This is a genomic window from Streptomyces sp. NPDC050418, from assembly GCF_044458745.1.
Classification (GTDB): Bacteria; Actinomycetota; Actinomycetes; order Streptomycetales; family Streptomycetaceae; genus Streptomyces.
This window is the reverse complement of the sequence record NZ_JBITIG010000001.1, coordinates 487,586-508,263: the sequence shown is the minus strand read 5'-3', so window position 1 is coordinate 508,263 and position 20,678 is coordinate 487,586. Positions and strand designations below refer to the sequence as shown.

Here is a 20,678-nt window from a genome sequence, read left to right as displayed (position 1 = left end):
GGGGGCCGCCGACCCGGCTTGTCACCGGGCCGACGGCCGTGTGCACAGGGTCAGTTCGCCTCGGCCTCCCGCGGGACGTCGTCCCGCTCGTCGAGCGGCACCCGCTCCTTGCCGGACGGCGCCTGTGCGGAAACGGCCCCGTCGACCCGGCCGTTCACGGTCCCGTCCGTGTCCCCGTTCACGGTTCCGTTCATCGTGGTCATCAGCTGCCGGGCCAGACCGAGCCCGGTGCCGCCCATCGTCAGGGCCTTCGCGAGCAGATCGCTCATGCCGTCCGCCCCGTTGAGCACCACCATGTTGTCCACGGAATCGAAGGCGCCCGCGCCCGCGCGGACGATCTCCGGCCACTTCTCGGCGAGCTGCTGGGCGATCACGGCCTCCTGGTTCTCCGCGAGCGCCGCCGAGCGCGCCTTGATCGCATCGGCCTCCGCGAGACCCTTGGCACGGACCGCCGAGGCCGCAGCGAGCCCGCGCGCCTCCGCGGCCGCGGCGTCCGCCTGACCGGTGACCCGGGTCGCCGACGCGTCGGCGGCGCTGGCCAGTTCGGTCTCCTTGGCCTTCGCCTGCGCCGCCGAGACCCGGGCGTCGCGCTCCGCCTCGGCGAGCGTACGGGTCTCGTAGGCCGCGGCGTCCGCGGGCTTGCGGACATCCGCCTGGAGCTGCTGCTCCTTGCGGTGCGCCTCCAGTTCGGCGACCCTGGTCTCCTCGACCACGACCTCCTGCCGGGCGGCGGCCTCCGCGAGCGGCCCGGCCTGCGCCGTCTTGGCGCTCGCCCGGTCGCGCTCGGCCTTGTAACCGGCCTGGAGGATCTCGCTGTCCCGGGTCGCCTCGGCCATCCGCGCCTGCGCCTGCTGCTCGGCCTCGGTCGCCCGCCGGTTCGCCTCCGCCTGCGCGATCCGCGCGTCGCGCTGCACGGCGGCCGCGTGCGGCATCGCGAGGTTCTGGATGTACCCCGTCGGGTCCTCGATCTCATGGATCTGCAGCGAGTCCACGATGAGTCCCAGCTTCTCCATCTCCGTGCCGCAGGCCGCACGGGTCTGGCCCGTCAGCTTGTCCCGGTCGCGGATCATGTCCTCGACCGTCAACCCGCCCACGATGGACCGCAGATGACCCGCGAACACGTTGTGCACCCGCTCGGCCATCAGCCGCTGCTGATCGAGGAAACGGCGGGCCGCGTTGGCGACCGACACGTAGTCGTCGCCCACCTTGAAGATCACCACGCCGCGCACCTTCAGCGGAATGCCCTGATGGGTCACGCACTCCACGGACAGCTCGGTCTCGTTGAGGTCCAGCGACAGCCGGCGCACCGCCTGCACTCCGGGCAGGACGAGCGTGCCGCGCCCGGTCACGATCCGGAACCCCATGCCTTCGCCGAGACCTTCGGTCCGGTGCTTCGAACCGGAGATGATGAGCGCCTCGTTGGGCTCGGCCACCCGCCACATCGACCTGAACAGGACCACGGCGACGAGCAGTGCGCCCGCCGCGATCCCCAGAATGATGCCGATACTCATCGGCAACCCCCCTTGTCCCCAGCGCCGTTCGGCACTGTGCGGGAAGTGTCCTGCCCGCCCGGGAAGGGGTGAAGACGCCGAGGATTTCTTGTTGCGATCCTGATGAACTGCCGCCCCGGTACGTCAGGTTCCGTAGGCCGCCTCGACATAGACGGTCCGCGGCGCGTGGTACTCCACCACCATCACGACCGTGCCCGGATCCAGCCGCTCCTTCGCGGCGGCCGGATACGCCAGGAAGTGCTCCGAGCCGCCCCGGATCCGCACCATCACCTCGCCGACGAGCCCGGGCCCGACCGTGCCGGTCACCCGCCCCACCAGGCCCACCATCGACTCCTCGGTCACTTCATCAATGTACGGGCTCAACCAGCCCTGCGGGCAGCCCAGTTGGTGAACTCCGCGAGGTCACGCCAACACGGGCGCCCAGTCCGGCCACTTCTCGTACCACTTGAGCTCCCGCTCCAGCTGCGCCGCCAGCGAGATCAGCCGCGGCTCGCTGTCCGCCGGGCCCAGCAGCTGCGCGCCCAGCGGCAGCCCGTCGGCGCTCACGCCCGCCGGCACGTTCACACCGGGCCAGCCGAGCACGTTCCACGTCCACGCGTACGGGCAGGCCGCGATCATCGCCTGGTCGGTGCGGACCCCGCCCATCCGCGCGATCGTGCCGATCCGCGGCGGGGGAGTGGCGGTGGTCGGCGCGAGGAGCACGTCGTACGTGTCGAACAACGCCCCCACCCTGCGGTGCAGCCGCGCCTCCGCCTTCCGCGCGGCCCGCAGCGGCGCCCCGCCCAGCAGCCGCCCGAGCCGCGCCGCCTCGCGGGTGCGCGGATCGAGCAGCGTCGGGTCGGGCACGCGCGCCTCCCACTCGGCGATCCCCGCGGTGCCGCGCGGCACGAAGGTCAGACCGATCCGTCCGTACGAGGGGTCGGCGGCCTCGACGTGATGGCCGAGCGCCACGAGGCGCGCGGCGAGTGCGGTGACGGCCTTGCGGACCTCCGGATGCAGCCGCTTGGGCGTGGCCGTGAACGGCATCTTGAACGACAGCGCGATCCGCAGCCGCCCCGGCTCGCGCCCGGCCGCCTCGACCGCGCGGATCGCGGGCGGCTTGTGCAGATCGCCGTCGTGGCTGCCGCTCGCGCAGTCCAGCAGCAGCGCGGCGTCCGCGACGGTACGGGCCAGCGTGCCGTTGACCGTGATGCCCTGGAACGCCTCCGGGTCCGGCCACGAGGAGATCCGGCCGCGCTGGGGCTTGATGCCGACGAGGTGCGACCAGGCGGCCGGTATCCGCACCGACCCGGCACCGTCCGAGCCGAGTGCGGCCGGGACCAGGCCCGCGGCGACCGCGGCCGCCGAGCCGCCGGAGGAGCCGCCCGGGGTGTGTCCGGTGTGCCAGGGGTTGCGGGTGTTCCCGAACGCGGGGCCTTCCGTGAACGGCCACTGCCCCAGCTCGCAGGTGTTGGTCTTGCCGACGATCACCGCCCCGGCCGCCCGCAGCCGCCGCACCGCCTCCGCGTCCTGCGTCTTCAGCGGGAAGTCCCCGGGGCAGCCGAACGCGGTCGGCTCCCCGGCCACGTCCATGTCGTCCTTGACCGCGACCGGCACCCCGAGCAGCGGCAGCCGCTCGCCCGCCGCCAGCCGCTCGTCGGCCGCGCGGGCCTCGGCGCGCGCGGCCTCGGCCCGTATCCGGCGGAACGCGTTGAGCGAGGACCGGGAGGCCGCGATCCGGGCGAGGCTCTCCTCGACAAGTCCGAGCGAGCTGACCTCCCCGGCCGCCAGCGCCCGTGCGGTCTCGGCCAGTCCTGCGCTGCGCGGCTGCGTCATGGGACACCTCGGGGATCGCGGCTCTGTGGGGTCGGCCGAACGTTACCGGCCGGTAAGGCGGCGGGGAAGGCCGCGTGGGGCACCGGGAGGCCGGATTCCGCACGTCGGCGCGGGAGTTCGGATCCGGGCGGCGTACGGTCAGGACCCGTCCGCGGGCGGCCCGGGACCGTCTGGAAGGATGCGGCTCGTCATGGTGCACATTCCGAAGCAGGCGGGACAGCCGCCCGGCGAAAGCACGGAGAACCCAGGGCCCCGGCCGGTGCCGACCAGCGCCGATGTGGCCCGGCTCGCGGGTGTGTCGCGTGCGACGGTCTCGTACGTCCTCAACAACACCACCTCGGTCCGCATCAGCGAACCCACCCGCCACCGCGTCCGCGCCGCCGCCGAGGAGCTCGGCTATGTGCCGCACGCCGCCGCGCGCAGCCTGCGCGCCGGGCACTCGCGGATGGTCCTGATGCCCGCGTCGCACGTCCCCGTCGGGCCGCTGTTCAGCCACTTCCTGGACGAGCTCAACTGGGCGCTGCGCCGGCTCGACTACACCGTCGTGCAGTACGGCAGCGTCGGCATGGGCGCCGACGAGGCCGCCCGCGCGTGGGCGGAGCTGCGCCCCGTGGCCGTGTTCGTGCCGGGGGCGCTCGCGCCCGGGCAGGTCGAGGTCCTGAAGCGGGCAGGGGCGAAGGCCGTGGTCACCCTGGGGCCCGAGCGGGTCGAGGGCGCGCACGCGCTGCTCATGGACCATCGCGAGGTCGGCCACTGCGCCGGAGCCCATCTCGTCGCGCGCGGCCGCCGCCGGATCGGCGTGGTGGTGCCCGAGGAGAGCGGACTGCAGGGTTTCTCCGAGCCGCGCCTCGCCGGCGTGCGCGAGGCGGCCACGCCCGCCGGGGCCGAGGTGCTCGCGGTGCCGCTCGCGTACACCGAGGAGTCCGCTGCCGAACTGGCCGGGCGCTGGCGGGAATTGGGGCTCGACGCGGTGTTCGCGTACAACGACGAGTACGCGATGCTCCTGATGCGCGCCTTGCAGGACGCGGGCATCGGGGTGCCCGGGGAGACGGCGGTGATCGGCGCCGACGATCTCCTCCTCGGCAGGCTGACCCGGCCCCGTCTGAGCACCGTCCACCTGGACCTGCCGTCCGGACAGCTGCTCGCGGAGCTCGTCGACCGGGTGGTCAGGGCGCCGGGCGCGGAGCCCGAAGTGCACGATCTCCTCGCGGCGTCGGTCGTCCACCGCGAGTCGAGCTGAGCCCCGGGGAGCCCGCTCGGGCAGCGTGAGGCCGCTCAGGCAGGAGGAGCCGTCGAGCCCCGGACCTGAAGCTCCACCGCGACCGCCTCCGTCTCCGGCTCGCCGCTTCCCTGCATCTGCCGCGCCAGCGCCTCGCCGGAGAGCCGGCCGAGCAGATCGCGCGGCACGGCCACCGTGGTGAGCCCGGGGGAGGCGTACCGCGCCATCGCGATGTCGTCGAAACCGGTCACCGAGATCTCCTCGGGCACCCGCACCCCGAGGTCGGTGAACCGGGCGAGCGCCCCGAGCGCCACGAAGTCGTTGTACGAGACCACCGCGCTCGCCCCGAGCCCGAGCACCGTCGGCGCCGTCTCGTAGCCGGACTCGGCGGTCGAGCCGCAGGGGATCGTCGAGAAGGAGAGCCCGAACTCCTCGGCGGCCTCCAGCGCCCGCAGCCGCTCGGTGTTCGCCCACGAGGACTCGGGCCCCGAGAGATAGACCACCTCGCGGTGGCCGAGCCCGGCGAGATGGGCGCAGACGGCGAGCATCCCGCCGTAGAAGTCCACGGTGATCGTGTGCAGACCGAGCCCGGGCACGACCCGGTTCGCCACGACCATCGGATGGCCGCGGCGGGCCAGCGCGTCAAGGTCCGAGTGCGGCATCCGCGGCGAGCACAGCAGCACACCGTCCGAGTGCCGGACCAGATCCTCGGCCAACTCCCGTTCCTCGTACGGGTCCTCGACCGAGTCCATCACCAGGACCCGCTGCCCGTTGGTGCGCGCCAGGACGGACAGGGCCTTGAGCATGTCGTGGAAGTACGGGTTGGCGAGGTCGGGCACCAGGACCCCGATCGTGCCGGAACGGCCGCGGGCCAGCCCCTGCGCCGCCGCGTTGGGGCGGTAGCCGAGCTCCGCGATCGTACGGCGCACCCGCTCGGCGAGCGTCGGGTCCACCGTCGCCACCCCGTTGAGCACCCGCGAGACCGTGGAGATCGAGGCGCCCGAGGCGCGCGCCACGTCTCCGATGGTCGTCCTGCGCCGCCGGCTCGTCGTCATCTCTGCCCCCGTCGTCCCCGCGTTGCCGTGCAGCGCAAAGTAGCAGGTGGGCGCCGCGCGGGCCGGGGGAGGTCCGGGCCCGCACCGCGCGTTCACAGGGCCCGCCTCCTCGTGATCACACGACCGTCACGGCTCGTTGACAGGTGCCCGCCCGCGTCCGAGACTCGATCCACCATCGGCGGCAGGGGAGGCTGCGTGACGGGACACGGCTTACGCACGCGTGCGCACCGGGGGAGGCCCGCGTGATGCGGACCCGTGTCGGGATCATCGGCGGCGGCCCGGCCGGACTGCTCCTGGCCCGCATGCTGCACCGCGAGGGCATCGACTGCGTCGTCCTCGAGGCACGGACCAGGACGTACGTGGAGCGGCGCCAGCGCGCCGGGATGCTGGAACAGGGCACCGCCGACGCGCTGCGCGCCTGCGGCGCCGGCGCCCGCCTCGACGCCGAGGGACTGGTGCACCACGGCATCGAGCTTCGCTTCGAGCGCGGCCGCCATCACCTCGACTTCCCGGCCCTGGCCGGGCGCACCGTGACGATCTACGCCCAGACCGAGATCGTGAAGGACCTCGTGGCGCTCCAACTCGCCGAAGGCCCACCGCTGTTGTTCGAGGCCGAGGCGTACGCGATCGAGAAGCCGGAGAGCGACGCGCCCCGGATCCGCTTCCGGCACGAGGGCCGCGAACGCACCCTCGACTGCGACTGGGTGATCGGCTGCGACGGCTTCCACGGCATCGCCCGCGCCGCGATCCCGGCCGCGCTGCGCCGCACGTACACCTACGACTTCCCGTACTCCTGGCTCGGGATCCTGGCCGATGTGCCGCCCTCCTGCGAGGAGTTGATCTACGCTCGGGGCGCCGACGGCTTCGCGCTGCACAGCATGCGTTCCCCGTCCGTCTCACGGCTCTACCTCCAGGTCCCCAACGGCACCGAGCCCTCCGCGTGGCCCGACGACCGGATCTGGCGCACCCTCGACGAACGCTTCGCCACCGACGACGGCTGGCGGCTCGAACGCGGCCCGATCACCGCCAAGTCCGTGACACCGATGCGCAGTTACGTGTCCGAGCCCATGCGCCACGGAAGGCTGCTGCTCGCCGGGGACGCGGCCCACATCGTGCCGCCCACCGGGGCCAAGGGCCTCAACCTCGCCGTGTCCGACGTGCGCCTGCTCGCCCGCGCGTTCGCGGAGCGGGAGCGCACCGGGAGCGAGCAACTCCTCGACTCCTACTCACAGTTGTGTCTCGAACGTGTGTGGCAGGCCACCCGATTCTCGTTCGACATGACTACGATGTTGCACGCTCAACCAGGTGGGGGTGCCTTCGAGCAGCGGCTGCAGCATGCCCGGCTGCGCCGCATCGCGGACTCCCCGCACGCGGCCGCCGAACTGGCCGCGCTCTACACGGGACTTCCTCTGGGAGGCTGACGGCCCGCATCCGGTCCGTCCCGCCTCTCGCGTCGCCCATACGTCGACGCTCGTCGACAGAACGGAGCCATCGGCATGCCCCTGCTCGACCCCAAGACCTGGCAGTCCCGGCCGCTCGGCGGCGGTGAGCACACCGTGACCGAGCCCGCCACCGGCGAGGAGCTCGCCCGGGTCACACTCGCCTCGGCCGAGGACGTGGGCACCGCCACGGCGGCCGCCCACGCGGCCCAGGCCGCCTGGGCCGCGACCCCGCACTTCCTGCGGGCCGCCGTGCTGCGCAAGGCCGGTGACCTGTTCACGGAGCATGCCGACGAGCTGCGCGACTGGCTGGTGCGCGAGTCCGGCTCCATACCGGGCAAGGCCGACTTCGAACTGCACGTCGCCGCCCAGGAGTGCTACGAGGCCGCCGCGCTCGCCTCGCGCCCCACCGGCGAGGTGCTGCCCAGCGAGGCCCCGCGCCTGTCGTACACGCGCCGCGTGCCCGTCGGCGTGACCGGTGTCATCGCCCCGTTCAACGCCCCGCTGATCCTGTCGATCCGCTCCGTCGCCCCGGCCCTCGCACTCGGCAACGCCGTCGTCCTCAAGCCCGACCCGCGCACGGCGGTCTGCGGCGGACTCTTCCTCTCGGCCGTCTTCGCCGAGGCCGGACTGCCCGAGCACCTGCTGCACGTCCTGCCCGGAGGGCCCGACACGGGCCGCGCCCTGGTCGCCGACCCGCTGGTCCCCGTCATCTCGTTCACCGGCTCCACCGCGGCGGGCCGCGCCGTCGGCGAGGCCGCGGGCCGCCACCTCAAGCGCGCCCACCTCGAACTCGGCGGCAACTCCGCCCTGATCGTCCTCGACGACGCCGACCTGGACGCCGTGATCTCCACGGCCGCCTGGGGCTCGTTCTTCCACCAGGGCCAGATCTGCATGACGACAGGCCGTCACCTGGTGCACGCCTCGATCCACGACGAGTACGTGGAGCGGCTCGCCGCCAAGGCCGACTCGCTCGCCGTCGGCGACCCGCACCGCGCGCAGGTCCACCTCGGCCCGCTGATCGACTCGGGTCAGCTCGCCAAGGTGCACGGCCTGGTGACCGCGAGCACCGGCCGCGGCGCACGGCTCGCGGCGGGCGGCACCCACGAGGAGCTGTTCTACCGGCCGACGGTCCTCGTCGACGTCGACGAGCACACCCCCGCGTACGCCGAGGAGGTGTTCGGGCCTGTCGCCCCGGTCCGTTCCTTCACGACCGTCGACGAGGCGGTGGCGCTCGCCGCGGACAGCGACTACGGGCTCTCGCTCGGCATCGTCACGCGCGACGCGACCCGCGGCCTCGCGCTCGCGGACCGCATCCCGACCGGCATCGTGCACATCAACGACCAGACGGTGAACGACGAGGCCGTCGCCCCGTTCGGCGGCGTCGCGGCCTCCGGTACGGGCGCGCGGTTCGGCGGCGCGGCCAACATCGAGGCGTTCACGGACGTGCGCTGGACGACGGTCCGCGGGGATGTCGCGGGGTATCCGTTCTAGCCCGGCTCCCGTTCCACCGGGCATGCGAAGGGGGCGCCGTTCCGTGAACGGCGCCCCCTGGCGCGTACATCCTCAAGAAGCCCGGAAGGTCACTCCGGCTGCCCCTCCTGCTCGGCCTTCTTCGCCTGCTCCTGCGCGACCTGCTTGCGCACCTCGTCCATGTCGAGGTTGCGGGCCTGCCCGATCACGTCCTCCAGCGCGGACTCCGGCAGCGCGCCGGGCTGCGCGAAGATCGCGACCTTGTCGCGGATGATCGCGAGCGTGGGGATCGACTGGATCCCGAACGCGGCAGCGAGCTCCGGCTGCGCCTCGGTGTCGACCTTCGCGAAGACCAGGTCGCCGTGGCGCTCCGAAGCGCCTTCGTAGACCGGTCCGAACTGCCGGCACGGGCCACACCAGGCCGCCCAGAAGTCGATGAGGACGAAGTCGTTCTCGGAGACGATCTCGTCGAAGTTTTCCTTGGTGAGTTCCAGGGTGCTCACGGTGTTTCCTACCATTTCGCCGACGGCTGCTGGCTGCCCCGCACAACGGCGGGAGACTCCCGGGTATTCCGGGACGGATTTCCCGGAAGATCCCATGCCCGGTCGACTGCCCCTGTGGCCCCCGGCTACACCTGCCACCAGACTGGCGTTCATGGGACAGGCACATGTGGAGACGACCGAATACGACGTGGTGGTCCTCGGCGCGGGACCTGTCGGTGAGAACGTCGCCGACCGGGTACGCGCCGCCGGCCTGAGCTGCGCGGTGGTGGAGAGCGAACTGATCGGCGGCGAGTGCTCGTACTGGGCGTGCATGCCGAGCAAGGCGCTCCTGCGGCCCGTGCTCGCCCGTTCCGACGCACGCAAGGTGCCCGGTCTGAGCGGCGCGGTCAAGGGCCCCCTGGACACGGCGGCCGTGTTCGCCCACCGCGACTACTTCACCGGCAACTGGAAGGACGACGGCCAGCTGGACTGGCTCGACTCGATCGGCGCCCGGGTCCACCGCGGCCACGGGCGACTCGACGGGCCGCGCCGCGTCACGGTCCGCAACCCCGAGGGCGAGCGGCACATCCTCGCCGCGCGGCACGCCGTCGTCGTCTGTACCGGCACCCGCGCCGCGCTGCCCGACCTGCCGGGCCTCAAGGGTGCCCGCGCCTGGACCAGCCGCGAGGCGACCAGCGCCAAGGCCGTGCCCGGGCGGCTCGTCGTGATCGGCGGCGGTGTCGTCGCCACGGAGATGGCCACGGCCTGGCAGGCCTTCGGCTGCCAGGTCACCCTGCTCGTGCGAGGAGAGGGCCTGCTGCCGCGCATGGAGCCTTTCTGCGGCGAGCTGGTCGCGGACGCACTGCGTGAGGCGGGCGCCGACGTGCGGACCGGCACGTCCGTGGCCTCCGTCGCCCGCTCCGGCAGTGTCGTGACCGTCACCCTGACCGACGGCTCGACGGTCGAGGCCGACGAGCTGTTGATCGCGACCGGCCGCACCCCGCGGACCGACGACATCGGCCTGGAGTCCGTGGGCCTCACACCGGGGACGTACCTGGACGTGGACGAGACCTGCCGGGTCGAGGGCAGCGACTGGCTGTATGCGGTCGGCGACTCCAACGGACGGGCGCTCCTCACCCACCAGGGCAAGTACCAGGCGCGGATCGCGGGCGCCGCGATCGTGGCCCGCGCCCAGGGCGTACCGCTCCTCGAGAGCGACCGCTGGGGCGCCCATGCGGCCACCGCCGACCACGACGCCGTCACCCAGGTGGTCTTCACCGACCCCGAGATCGCCTCCGTCGGCCCCACGCTCGCCGAGGCGGAGCGCGCCGGACGCCGGGTGCGGGCCGTGGACCACGCGATGGGCTCGGTGGCCGGAGCCTCCCTGTACGCGGACGGCTACAAGGGCCAGGCGCGGATGCTCGTCGACCTCGACCGCGAGACCGTCATCGGCATGACGTTCGCCGGGCCCGGGGCGGGCGAGCTGGTGCAGGCGGCGGCCATCGCGGTCGCGGCCGAGGTGCCGGTCGAGCGGCTGTGGCACGCGGTACCCGCGTATCCGACGATCAGCGAGATCTGGCTGAGGCTTCTGGAGACGTATCGGGGGTGAGGCGGGCGGGGCGGGCCCCGCAGCTCAGAGCGCTTCGCGCTTCTGCAGCCAGGTCGTCGCGATCCACCCCGGCACGATCGGCAGCCAGAACGTCACCAGCCGGAACAGGATCACCGCCGAGAACGCCGTCGAGCCGCTGATCCCCGTCGCCGCGGCCAGACCGCCGGAGAGCACCGCCTCCACCGCGCCCAGACCGCCCGGTGTGGGCACCAGCGATCCGGCGGTCTTGCCGATCAGGAAGACCACGGCGACCGTCGCGAACTGCACCTGCTTCTCGTCCTCGAAGGCGAGCACCGACGCCCACAGCGCCAGACTGCCCGCGAGCGGCAGCAGGAACGCCCCGCCGATGCCGAACGACAGCCGGACCGGGTCCCGGGCCAGTTCGAGCATCCGCGGCCCGACGTCGCTGAAGTACGGCTTCACACGGTCCAGGGTGAACTTCCGCAGCCGCGGCACCGTCGCCACCACCACGGCGATCAGCGCCAGAGCGAGCAGCACGGTCACGATCACCGAGGACGGCGGCAGTTGCGAGCCCGTCGACGAACCGGACAGCGAACCGAAGAGCATCACCAGGAGCACGAACGCGCCGAACATCGCGATCTGCGAGGCCGCCATGCAGGTCACCGCGAGCCCGGAGGCCACCCCCGCCTTCTGCAGGAACCGCGTGTTGACCGCGATCCCGCCGACCGCCGCCGGGGTCACCAGCGTCACGAACGAGGCCGCGAGCTGCGCCAGCAACAGCCGTACGTACAGCAGCCGTTGCGGGACGAACCCGGCGAGGTTCATGGCCGCCGCCAGATACGTCACCGCTGCCCCGGCCAGCGCGAGCAGCGCCCACGGCCAGGAGATCCCGCGGAACACCTCACCGATCGGCTGCTTCGCGAACTGGCCGATGAGGAAGTAGACGGCCACACTGCCGCCGAGCGCCGAGAGGATCGTGCGCGGCCGCAGCCGCTCGTACACCACGGCCTTCGCGGGCGGCGCCTCCGGCTGGAACGCCAGGATCTCCTTGCCGACCTCCTCGAGCACGCCCTTGTTGCGCCGCATCCGCGAGCGGGTCGCCAGACTGAACCCGGCGGGCCGCAGCAGCGGCAGCACGGCGCCGAGCGTGGCGTCGCCGAGTACGGTCCGCGCTGTGCGCACGGCCCGTTCGGGGCTGGTCAACAGGCCGAGTGTGACGAGGAGTTCGGCGTCGTCGAGCCGGTGCTGCAGCGCGGCCGTCGCGACCCCGCCCGCCTCCAGACGGGTCAGCCACACCGTGCCGTCGTCCCCGGCGATGAACGCGTCCGCGGACATCCGTCGGTGGCTGATCTGGTGATGGTGCAGCGCGTCGGCGACCCGCCAGACCGCGGCCAGGAGCTCGTCGGTGAGTTCCTCGGGCGCGAGCCGGTCCAGGGTGCGGCCCGGCACGTCGTCGTACGCGAGCAGCACCGCGTCCGCGTTGAGTTTCCGTACGGCGGCGAGCCGCGGTGTACGGATGCCGCTGTGCTGCACCGCGAGCGCGAGCAGGGTGCGCTGCTCGACCAGATGCTGCAGCGAGACGAGGCCCTGGCTCTGCGCGGGCCCGCGCAGCCGCAGCCGCTGGTAGAGGCGGTAGGCGAGGCCCGCGGTGATCCGGTCGCGGTCGAGGACGGTGACCGTGAACCGTTCGCCGGCGCCGGTGACCGCCTCGTACCGCCGCGTTCCGTCGCGCGCGTTGGCGATCCTGCGGCTGCTGACCGGCGGCAGGTCGGTCTCCGCGAGCGCTGCGGCGACCTCCGCGTCCGTCGGCGACGGATCGGTCGTCCCGCGCAGCCAGCGCACCGCGAACGCGACGAGGCGGCCGAGCAGGAACGTGAGCAGGATGCCGGGCAGGGTCGCGGTGTTGCCGACGAGCGCCGCGAGGGCCGTCACCAGGAGGCCGCCCCAGGTGGCGTTGCGCAGCAGATACCGGTCGGCGAAGCCGACGACGGTGACGAACGCGACGACCGTGGCGATGTACAGATGCAGCGGCGAGGTGTCGCCGCCGCTCCCATGGGTCTGCGCGAGCGCCCGCCGGACGACGGCGGGGCCGGGCCCGAGCACGTACAGATTGATGCCGACGGCCGCGAGATACGCGACGAGCGCGGCGAGCACCCCGTTGGTGACGAGCCGTGCCTCGCCCCGGATCAGCCGCTCGACGGCGACGAACGCGGGGACGGCGGCCATCACCACACCGGCGGCGAAGACGATCGGGCCGAGCAGCAGGTCGGGGACGGCCCGCTGCAGCAGCGCGACGCCGAGCACCACGAAGATCCCGGCGACGGAGAGGATCAGACGGACCTTGTCGACGGGCCGCCGCGCAGGACCCCGGCGTGCGGATGCGCTCCCGCCGCCCTTCGCGTCACCGCTCAGCGTCACCAGTGCCAGCCGTCCGCCATGAACTCCCGAGGATCTCCGACCTGTCGATCGTGGCACGGGGCATCGCGGGCGGACCTGTGGTCCTAGCCCGGTCGGGCGACGGCAGCACCTGCCGCCGCCGCCCGACCATCGGCTGTCCGACCGTCCGGCTCAGGTCAGACTCGCCCCGAGTGCCTCGGCGAGCCGCAGATGGCCCGCCGCCTCCTCGTCACGGCCCTGCCGTTCGAGGGTGCGGCCCAGCATCAGCCGCGCGTAGTGCTCGACCGGGTCGAGGTCGATGACCGTCCGCAACTCGCGCTCGGCGCGGGAGAGCTGGGCCGAGTGGTAGTAGGCGCGGGCGAGCAGCAGCCGCGGCGCCACCTGCTCCGGGACCTCCTGGACCAAGGAGTCGAGCACCCGTGCCGCGGAGTCGTACTCCTTGGCCTGGAAGAACAACCCGGCCCGCTCCCAGCGCTCCGTGGCGCTGCCCTGTGTGTAGTACGTGTTCGTCACGGGTGACCTCCTTCGGGCGGGATAACCGAGGGTTGTCGTTGAATATTCCACTGGTTTCGCGGGGGGTGCGGTTAGGGCGGTTCCGGGTGTGGTTCCAGATGCGGCTCTAGTGGGGCCGATCACCTGAGGGGCAGTCGCGTGCCAGGAGGCGGCGCAGGGCCGTCGGGGTGTGGCCGAGGTGGCGGCGGAAGGTACGGGTGAGGTGAGCCTGGTCGGCGTAGCCGAGGTCGGCGGCGAGGACGCCGAGGCTCGTCTCGCCGGCCTCGATGCGGTCCAGGGCGCGGCCGATGCGGACGCGATGGCGGTAGTGGGTCACCGAGACACCGAGCTCGCGCGGGAAGGCGCGGCTCAGTCGGTACGGGGAGGCGCCGAGGAGGTCGGCGAGGGCGAAGAGGGTCGCGGAGGAGGGGTGCTCGTCGGCGATCGCTTCGCGGGCGGCAGCGACGAGGGCGCGGTCGCGGGCAGTGGGTCCGGCTCCTTCGGAAGGGGTCGGCCCGGAGACCGTACGGGTGACCGCGGTGGCGAGCAGGGCCAGCAGCTCCTCCGTGGCGGCGTAGTCGACGTCCCCGGAGCGGGCGGCCATGAGCAGGCGCCGGTGGGACAGGTCGAGGGCGGGATCGACATAGGTGGTGCCCGCACCCGCCGTCCCCTCGCCGGCGAGGGAGCGCCACAGGGCCGGACTGACCTCGATCGACGTGCAGTGGTCGCCGCCGGAGGGATGGGCGAAGTGCTCCTCGTCGCCCGGCGTCGCGAAGTAGGCGAGGCTCGTGTCCAGGTCGACGGCAGAGCCGCGGGAACGGCGCCGGAAGCGGCCACGCCGCACCAGCACCACGCGGTAGGCGTCGCAGACCTCGGGCGCCGACCAGCGGCTGTGGTCGCTGCGGCACGCGACCGCACGGACCTCGAAGTCGGCTCGGCCTGCGACGAGTTCGGCAGAGAGCATGCTCCGCACGCTACGCCGCGGGTCTGACAGTCGCGCCGCCGCAAGGATGTTCAAGACCGCCGCGGGCCGTCCGGGCCAGTCTCTACGACGAAGCCACCGAGGCTTTCTGCACTGCATCACACATCGAGGAGCCCACTCATGCCCGCTCTCGGACAACTCGCGACCGTGGTCATCGACTGCGCCGACCCGGAAGCACTCGCCGCCTTCTACCGGACGGCCACCGGCTGGGAACTCACGCACAGCGACAAGGACTTCGCCTCCCTCAGTGCGGACCCGGACGGCACCGGTCCGGGCCTGGCCTTCGCCCGCGTCGAGGACTACCAGGCGCCCCGGTGGCCCGAGGGTTCCAAGCACCTGCATCTCGACTTCACGGTCTCCGACCTGGACCGCACGGCCGGGGAACTGCTCGCCCTCGGAGCCTCCCGCCCCGCCTTCCAGCCGGGCGACGGCGACTGGCTCGTCCTCACCGACCCCGAGGGCCACCCCTTCTGCCTGCTCCCCGCGACGCCCACCGCCGCCTGATCCTCCCCGAGAAACGGAGCGTGCCGCCCATGGCCACCGTCCACCGAGAAACCCTGATCGACGCCGAGCCCGCGGACGTATGGGCCGCTATCCGCGACTGGGGCGCGGTCCACCGCAGACTCGCACCGGGCTTCGTCGTAGCCACCGAGGTCGAGGGCGACGTCCGGGTGGTGACCTTCGCGGACGGCACGGTGGTGCACGAACTCATCGTGTCGCTGGACGACGACACCCGGCGCATCGCCTACACGCTGGTGGGTGGATCCTTGGCCCCCACCCACCACCACGCGTCCATGCAGGTCCTCCCCGAAGCGGACGGCCGCAGCCGTTTCGTCTGGACCACGGACGTCCAGCCGGCGGGCTGCGCGGAGCCCATCGCCGCGATGGTCGACCAGGGGGTTCGGGTGATCCGCGCGAACCTGTCCGACGAGGCCGGACGGAAGGGGCGGGTCAGCGCACGCGGCCCCGGGGCTTGAGCGGCGTGGAGGGAAGCGCGGGGGCGTCGAGCCGGTCCCCGTCGTACCCCTTCACGTCCCCGAACCTCGACCCTGTCATCCAGTCCTCGCGGGCCCGGGTGATCTCGTCCTGCGTCCGCCCGATGAAGTTCCACCACATGATGATCTCCTCCTCGAACGGCTCACCGCCCAGGAGCATGACCGAGGCGTCCGACGCGGCGCGCAGGGGGAGTTCCGTGCGGCCGCAGCCCAGGTAGAGCATCGATCCGGGCAGGACCGGGACGCCGTCCACGTGGACCTCGCCCGACATCGACAGGACCGCGTACTCGAAGTCCGGGTCGAGCGGCAGGTGCGTCTCCGTGCCGTCGGCGAGGGCCAGGTCCGCGCCGACGATGGGGGTGTATGCCGCGCCGGGGGAGGTCGCCGAGTCGAGGGTGCCGAGGATGACCGTGGCGGTCAGGCCCGCGGCGGTGACCTGGGGGAGGTCGGTGTGGTGCTCGAAGTGGGCGTCGATGTGCCGGGAGCCCTCGGGCAGCGCGGTCCACAGCTGGGCCCCGTGCAGGAACCGCGAGTGGGACTTCGGGGTCTCCTCCGAGTGGCTGATCGCCGATCCGGTGGTCTGCAGCCCGAGTTCGCGGGGGCGGATCGTGGCGAGCGAGCCGGTGGAGTCGCGGTGCAGGACCTCGCCCTCGTGCAGCCAGCTCACCGTCTGCAGGCCCATGTGCGGGTGCGGCGGGACCTGCATGCCGGGCTCGTCGGCGATGTCGTCGGGGCCGTAGTGGTCGACGAAGCACCAGGCGCCGACCATCCGCCGCCCCAAGTTCGGCAGCAGACGCCGCACTTCGGTGGATTCGCCGAGCTTCACCTTGCGCGGGGCGAGGAGCTCTCGTACGGGTTCGGCCACCACGAAACCGCGTCCGCCGCACACGGACAGGGCTGCCTCACGGTCAAGATTGCTCATGCCGCTCAAGGTAGCCGCTGGCTGCGGGAAAGTCGCACGCTGGACGGGAGGCGCGTACGGGTGCGTGCGGGGCCCGTTCCTTGACGGCCCGTACCGCTCAGCGCTTGACCGCGCGCAGGATGACGAACTTCGGGTTGCCCGCGACCGTACGGCACTGGCCGGCGCCGAAGATGCGGCGCAGCGAGACATGGTGGCCGAGGTGCCGGTTGCCGACCACCCACAGCTCGCCGCCCGGGCGCAGGGCGCGGCGCGCGTCGGCGAACATCCGGCGGGCGGTGGAGTCCGTGACGGCCTGGTGGCTGTGGAACGGCGGGTTGTTGAGGACGAGATCCACGCTGTCCGCGGGCAGCGCGGCGAGACCGTCGCCCACGAGGAACTCGGCCTTGCCCGACGCGTTGTCGCGGTACGTGGCCTCGGCGGAGGCGACCGCCTGGTACGACTCGTCGGTGAACACCAGCTCCGCCTCGGGGCGGGCGAGCGCCGCCGACGTACCGACGACGCCGTTGCCGCAGCCGAGGTCGACGATGCGGGCGGGTCCCTCGCCGGCCGGGAGGTGGTCGAGCAGGAAGCGGGTGCCGATGTCGAGGCGGTCCGCGCAGAACACGCCCGCGTGGTTGGTGACCGTGCGCCCGGCCATCGGGCCGATGCCGCCGGGCAGTTGGTATCGGTACGGCCAGGGGTTGGCCTCGCGCGCCAGGTCCGGGTCGGGCGTCGCGAAGATCAGCCGGGCCTTCTTCTTGGCCAGGGAGGTCTTCGTCGGTCCGACGATCCGCTCGAACAGCTGCAGCGTGGAGGTGTGGATCTCCTTGACCATCCCGGTGCCGACCACGACGCTCCCCGCGTGCAGCGCGGGGGCGAGCCGGTGCAACTGGTCCTCCAGGAGCGCGAGGCTCTTCGGGACGCGGACGAGCAGGACGTCGATTCTCTCCGGCGGCGCGTCCTGCGTGGTGAGGAGCTCGCCGGCGCTCACGCCCGCCCGCTCCAGGTTCTCGCGGGTGGCCTGCCGGGTGAGCCAGGAGTCGGTGATCTGGAGGGGCCGGTGGGCGGCGAGCGCGGTGGTCAGCGCGCCCCAGCGGTCACCGAGGACGACGATCCGCCGCCCGTCGAGGACGGTCCCGTCGGCGGCGAGCCGCTCGAGGAGGTACTCGTCCGAGGCGTCCCAGGCACGGAGCCGGTCGCGGGGGTCGACGGGGTGGCGCGTGAGGTCGTGGGCACCCCACGGCGTGATCAGACGGTTCATCGTGCGACCAGGCTAATCGAGGCCCGCGGGCCCGGTGACCTCGCGCCGGACCGGCGGCGGATCCGCGGTGGGCGTACCGTCCTCAGCCGGAGGCGCAGATCCCCTGCGCCCGGGCGGCCCGGAGCCACTGCGGGAACTCGCCGAGGAGCCGGTCGTAGAGCACGTCGTCCGGTACGGACCGCGGGGTGTCGCCCGCGTGGAAGAAGCCCGCGTTGTCCACGACCCGCTTGCCCGGGACCGCGAGGTCGTCGAGTTTGCGCAGGAAGTCGAACTGTTTGCTCGACGGATTGCCGAAGCCGATGAACTGCCAGAACAGCGGCAGCCTCGCCGCCTTGCACAGGTACCGTTCCGCGGCGAGCTTGTTGATCGGGCCGCCGTCCGTCTGGAAGACCACGAGCGCCGGGTCCTTGGCGCCGCTGTCGAGGTAATGGTCGATGACCGCGTCCATCGCGAGGTGGTAGCTGGTCTTGCCCATGTGTCCGAGCCCGGCGACGATCCGCTCGATCCGGCCCTGGTGTCCGGCGAGTTCGATGGTCTCGACGGCGTCGATGTCCGTCGAGAAGAAGACCGTGGGCACCTGCCCGTCGTCGTCAAGATGCGCGGAGAGGCCGAGGACCCGGTCGGCGAGAGCCTGCACACTGCCGTCCTTGTAGTACGGCTTCATCGACCCGGAGTAGTCCACCACCAGGTAGACGGCGGCCCGTTGGTCCCCGAGCCCGTGCTTGACCAGGGAGACCCCGGCGCTCTTGTAGAGGCTGACCAGCGCGGGCGCGGTCTCCTCCACTTTCCGCAGACTGATCGCCGCCATGCTGCCGCGCCCCCTCGATTGCCGTCCGGTCGCCGTACGGCGGTCCGTCCCGTCGGCTTCAAAGGCTACGAGGCGGCAGTCCCTTCGGTAAAACCTGAGCAATGCTCATGTTTCTTGGTCCGGACTGTTGACTCCGCTCACGGTGCTCGGGATTCTGAAAACTCCTCAGTAACTTGCGTGAACATGCCAACAAGGTGAGTGATGACCATGGTTCAACCTCCGCGTCGCAGACTCGGATCCCTCACGGTTGTGTCACTGCTCCTCGCCGTCATGGCCGCGCTGCTCGGCCCCACGCCGAGCAGCGCCGCCGAAACCGACTGGTGGACGCCGACCGCACGGCCCACGCCCGACGCACAGGTCAACGTCGAGGGCGAGCCCTTCAAGGGCACCGACTCCAAGGGGCGGGTCCGCGGCTTCGTCGACGCCCACGACCACATCATGTCCAACGAGGGCTTCGGCGGCCGTCTGATCTGCGGCAAGCCGTTCTCCGAGCAGGGCGTCGCCGACGCGCTCAAGGACTGCCCCGAGCACTACCCCGACGGCTCACTCGCGATCTTCGACATGATCACGAAGGGCGGCGACGGAAAGCACGACCCGGACGGGTGGCCGACGTTCAAGGACTGGCCGGCTCACGACTCGCTGACCCACCAGCAGAACTACTACACGGGGATCGAGCGCGCCTGGCGCGGCGGCCAGCGCGTGCTGGTCAACGACCTCGTCTCCAACGGGGTGATCTGCTCCGTCTACTTCTTCAAGGACCGCGGCTGCAACGAGATGGACGCGATCCGCCTGGAGGCGAAGAAGACGTACGAGATGCAGTCGTACATCGACTCCATGTACGGCGGGCCGGGCAAGGGCTGGTTCCGGATCGTCACCAGCAGCGGCCAGGCGCGTGAGGTGATCGAGCAGGGCAAGCTGGCCGTCGTCCTCGGGGTGGAGACCTCCGAGCCGTTCGGCTGCAAGCAGATCCTGGACGTCGCCCAGTGCAGCAAGGCGGACATCGACCGCGGTCTCGACGAGCTCAAGGAGCTCGGCGTGAGCAGCATGTTCCTGTGCCACAAGTTCGACAACGCGCTGTGCGGCGTCCGCTTCGACTCCGGTGCGCTCGGCACGGCCATCAACGTGGGCCAGTTCCTCTCGACCGGCACGTTCTGGAAGACCGAGACCTGCCGGGGTCCGCAGCACGACAACCCGATCGGCAACGCGGCCGCGCCGCAGGCCGAGAAGGAGCTGCCCGAGGGTGTGGACGTCCCCTCGTACGCCTCGGACGCGCAGTGCAATACGCGGGGGCTGACCGAGCTCGGGGCGTACGCGACACGGGGGATGATGAAGCGCGGCATGATGCTGGAGCTCGACCACATGAGTGTGAAGGCCGCCGGTCAGGCCTTCGACATCCTGGAGTCCGAGGGCTATGCGGGCGCGCTCTCCTCGCACAGCTGGATGGACCAGAACTGGACCGAACGCCTCTACAAGCTGGGCGGGTTCGCCGCGCAGTACATGGGCCAGTCCCAGGGGTTCATCAACGAGGCCAGGAGCAAGGCCGCGCTGCGTGAGCAGTACAAGGTCGGCTACGGGTACGGCACCGACATGAACGGCGTGGGCGGCTGGCCGGCCCCGCGCGGTGCCGACGCCCCGAACCCGGTGAAGTACCCGTTCCGCAGCGCCGACGGCAAGTCGGTCATCGACAAGCAGATCACCGGCGAGCGGACCTGGGACTTCAACACCGACGGCGCCGCGCACTACGGCATGGTCCCCGACTGGATCGAGGACATCCGCGGCGTCGGCGGCCAGGACGTGGTGGACGACATGATGGCCGGCGCCGAGTCCTACCTGCGCACCTGGGCCCGCTCCGAGGACTACGAGCCGTCGCGCAACCTCGCCTCGGGCGCCGCCGCCTACGGTTCCACGACGGAGTGGTGGAACCCGTTCACCAGCTTCGCCCCCGGCAAGGCGATCGACGGGGACACGGGCACGCGCTGGGCCAGCGAGTGGAAGGACGGGCAGTGGCTGCGCATCGACCTGGGGTCGGCGCAGCGGATCGGGCGGGTCGTCCTGGACTGGGAGGCCGCGTACGCGAAGGGGTACCGGATCGAGGTGTCCCAGGACCGCGAGACCTGGAAGCCGGTCTGGTCCACCGAGACCGGCAACGGCGGCCTCGACACCGCACGCTTCACCCCGACCGACGCGCGCTACGTGAGAGTCCTGGGCGTGGAACGCGGCACCAAGTGGGGTCTGTCGCTGAAGGAGGTCGGGATCCACAGCGGCTGACAACTGGCAA

General features: G+C 72.1%; 18 protein-coding genes. 7 read left to right on the top strand and 11 right to left on the bottom strand.

What is annotated here, in order from left to right; genetic code table 11:
* Positions 1–50: 50 nt before the first annotated feature.
* The 3 genes from ACIBI4_RS02355 to ACIBI4_RS02345 form a co-directional block, all read right to left on the bottom strand.
* Positions 51–1,511 (bottom strand): flotillin family protein, encoded by a 1,461-nt coding sequence (locus ACIBI4_RS02355; protein ID WP_399201638.1) that lies wholly within the window; start codon positions 1,509–1,511, stop codon positions 51–53.
* Between the two features lie 123 nt (positions 1,512–1,634).
* Entirely contained in the window at positions 1,635–1,838 is a 204-nt protein-coding gene (locus tag ACIBI4_RS02350) for a hypothetical protein (RefSeq protein WP_399202005.1), read from the bottom strand.
* Between the two features lie 75 nt (positions 1,839–1,913).
* Positions 1,914–3,326: an amidase gene (locus tag ACIBI4_RS02345; RefSeq protein ID WP_399201637.1), complete on the bottom strand. Its 1,413-nt coding sequence runs from the start codon at positions 3,324–3,326 to the stop codon at positions 1,914–1,916.
* A gap of 190 nt (positions 3,327–3,516) precedes the next feature.
* Between ACIBI4_RS02345 and ACIBI4_RS02340 the strand changes: the two genes are divergently transcribed.
* A complete protein-coding gene (locus ACIBI4_RS02340) occupies positions 3,517–4,566 on the top strand; it encodes a LacI family DNA-binding transcriptional regulator (RefSeq protein ID WP_399201636.1) in 1,050 nt (349 codons plus the stop codon).
* Positions 4,567–4,601: 35 nt separating this feature from the next.
* Here the strand turns inward: ACIBI4_RS02340 and ACIBI4_RS02335 are convergent, their stop codons facing one another.
* Positions 4,602–5,600, bottom strand: coding sequence for a LacI family DNA-binding transcriptional regulator (locus tag ACIBI4_RS02335; protein ID WP_399201635.1), 999 nt, complete (start codon positions 5,598–5,600; stop codon positions 4,602–4,604).
* 245 nt (positions 5,601–5,845) lie between these two features.
* Here ACIBI4_RS02335 and ACIBI4_RS02330 point away from each other — a divergent pair, with 245 nt between their 5' ends.
* Both ACIBI4_RS02330 and ACIBI4_RS02325 read left to right on the top strand, forming a co-directional pair.
* Entirely contained in the window at positions 5,846–7,021 is a 1,176-nt protein-coding gene (locus ACIBI4_RS02330; protein WP_399201634.1) for a 4-hydroxybenzoate 3-monooxygenase, read from the top strand.
* 75 nt (positions 7,022–7,096) lie between these two features.
* On the top strand, positions 7,097–8,533 hold the full coding sequence (locus tag ACIBI4_RS02325; protein WP_399201633.1) for a benzaldehyde dehydrogenase: 1,437 nt from the start codon (positions 7,097–7,099) through the stop codon (positions 8,531–8,533).
* A gap of 89 nt (positions 8,534–8,622) precedes the next feature.
* Here the strand turns inward: ACIBI4_RS02325 and ACIBI4_RS02320 are convergent, their stop codons facing one another.
* Positions 8,623–9,015, bottom strand: a complete 393-nt coding sequence (locus ACIBI4_RS02320) for a thioredoxin family protein (RefSeq protein WP_399201632.1) — start codon at positions 9,013–9,015, stop codon at positions 8,623–8,625.
* A gap of 151 nt (positions 9,016–9,166) precedes the next feature.
* Here ACIBI4_RS02320 and ACIBI4_RS02315 point away from each other — a divergent pair, with 151 nt between their 5' ends.
* A complete protein-coding gene (locus tag ACIBI4_RS02315; RefSeq protein ID WP_399201631.1) occupies positions 9,167–10,603 on the top strand; it encodes a dihydrolipoyl dehydrogenase family protein in 1,437 nt (478 codons plus the stop codon).
* 24 nt (positions 10,604–10,627) lie between these two features.
* Here the strand turns inward: ACIBI4_RS02315 and ACIBI4_RS02310 are convergent, their stop codons facing one another.
* From ACIBI4_RS02310 to ACIBI4_RS02300, 3 genes are all read right to left on the bottom strand, one after another.
* On the bottom strand, positions 10,628–12,982 hold the full coding sequence (locus tag ACIBI4_RS02310; RefSeq protein ID WP_399201630.1) for a lysylphosphatidylglycerol synthase domain-containing protein: 2,355 nt from the start codon (positions 12,980–12,982) through the stop codon (positions 10,628–10,630).
* Positions 12,983–13,132: 150 nt separating this feature from the next.
* Positions 13,133–13,474 carry a tetratricopeptide repeat protein gene (locus ACIBI4_RS02305; RefSeq protein ID WP_399201629.1) on the bottom strand — a complete coding sequence of 114 codons (342 nt, stop codon included), beginning with the start codon at positions 13,472–13,474 and terminating at the stop codon, positions 13,133–13,135.
* 106 nt (positions 13,475–13,580) lie between these two features.
* Positions 13,581–14,417 (bottom strand): helix-turn-helix domain-containing protein, encoded by an 837-nt coding sequence (locus ACIBI4_RS02300; protein ID WP_399201628.1) that lies wholly within the window; start codon positions 14,415–14,417, stop codon positions 13,581–13,583.
* A 138-nt stretch (positions 14,418–14,555) separates the two neighbouring features.
* Between ACIBI4_RS02300 and ACIBI4_RS02295 the strand changes: the two genes are divergently transcribed.
* Both ACIBI4_RS02295 and ACIBI4_RS02290 read left to right on the top strand, forming a co-directional pair.
* Positions 14,556–14,939 (top strand): VOC family protein, encoded by a 384-nt coding sequence (locus ACIBI4_RS02295; RefSeq protein WP_399201627.1) that lies wholly within the window; start codon positions 14,556–14,558, stop codon positions 14,937–14,939.
* Positions 14,940–14,968: 29 nt separating this feature from the next.
* Positions 14,969–15,412, top strand: coding sequence for an SRPBCC family protein (locus tag ACIBI4_RS02290; protein ID WP_399201626.1), 444 nt, complete (start codon positions 14,969–14,971; stop codon positions 15,410–15,412).
* Here the strand turns inward: ACIBI4_RS02290 and ACIBI4_RS02285 are convergent.
* The 3 genes from ACIBI4_RS02285 to ACIBI4_RS02275 form a co-directional block, all read right to left on the bottom strand.
* Complete coding sequence (locus ACIBI4_RS02285; RefSeq protein ID WP_399201625.1) at positions 15,387–16,352, bottom strand: pirin family protein; 966 nt, start codon at positions 16,350–16,352, stop codon at positions 15,387–15,389. The two genes, ACIBI4_RS02290 and ACIBI4_RS02285, sit on opposite strands and share 26 nt — an antisense overlap.
* Before the next feature lie 97 nt (positions 16,353–16,449).
* Positions 16,450–17,583, bottom strand: a complete 1,134-nt coding sequence (locus ACIBI4_RS02280) for a methyltransferase (protein WP_399202004.1) — start codon at positions 17,581–17,583, stop codon at positions 16,450–16,452.
* A 91-nt stretch (positions 17,584–17,674) separates the two neighbouring features.
* Entirely contained in the window at positions 17,675–18,400 is a 726-nt protein-coding gene (locus ACIBI4_RS02275; protein ID WP_399201624.1) for a vWA domain-containing protein, read from the bottom strand.
* Between the two features lie 201 nt (positions 18,401–18,601).
* Between ACIBI4_RS02275 and ACIBI4_RS02270 the strand changes: the two genes are divergently transcribed.
* Entirely contained in the window at positions 18,602–20,668 is a 2,067-nt protein-coding gene (locus ACIBI4_RS02270) for a discoidin domain-containing protein (protein WP_399201623.1), read from the top strand.
* The last annotated feature ends 10 nt before the right edge of the window (positions 20,669–20,678 follow it).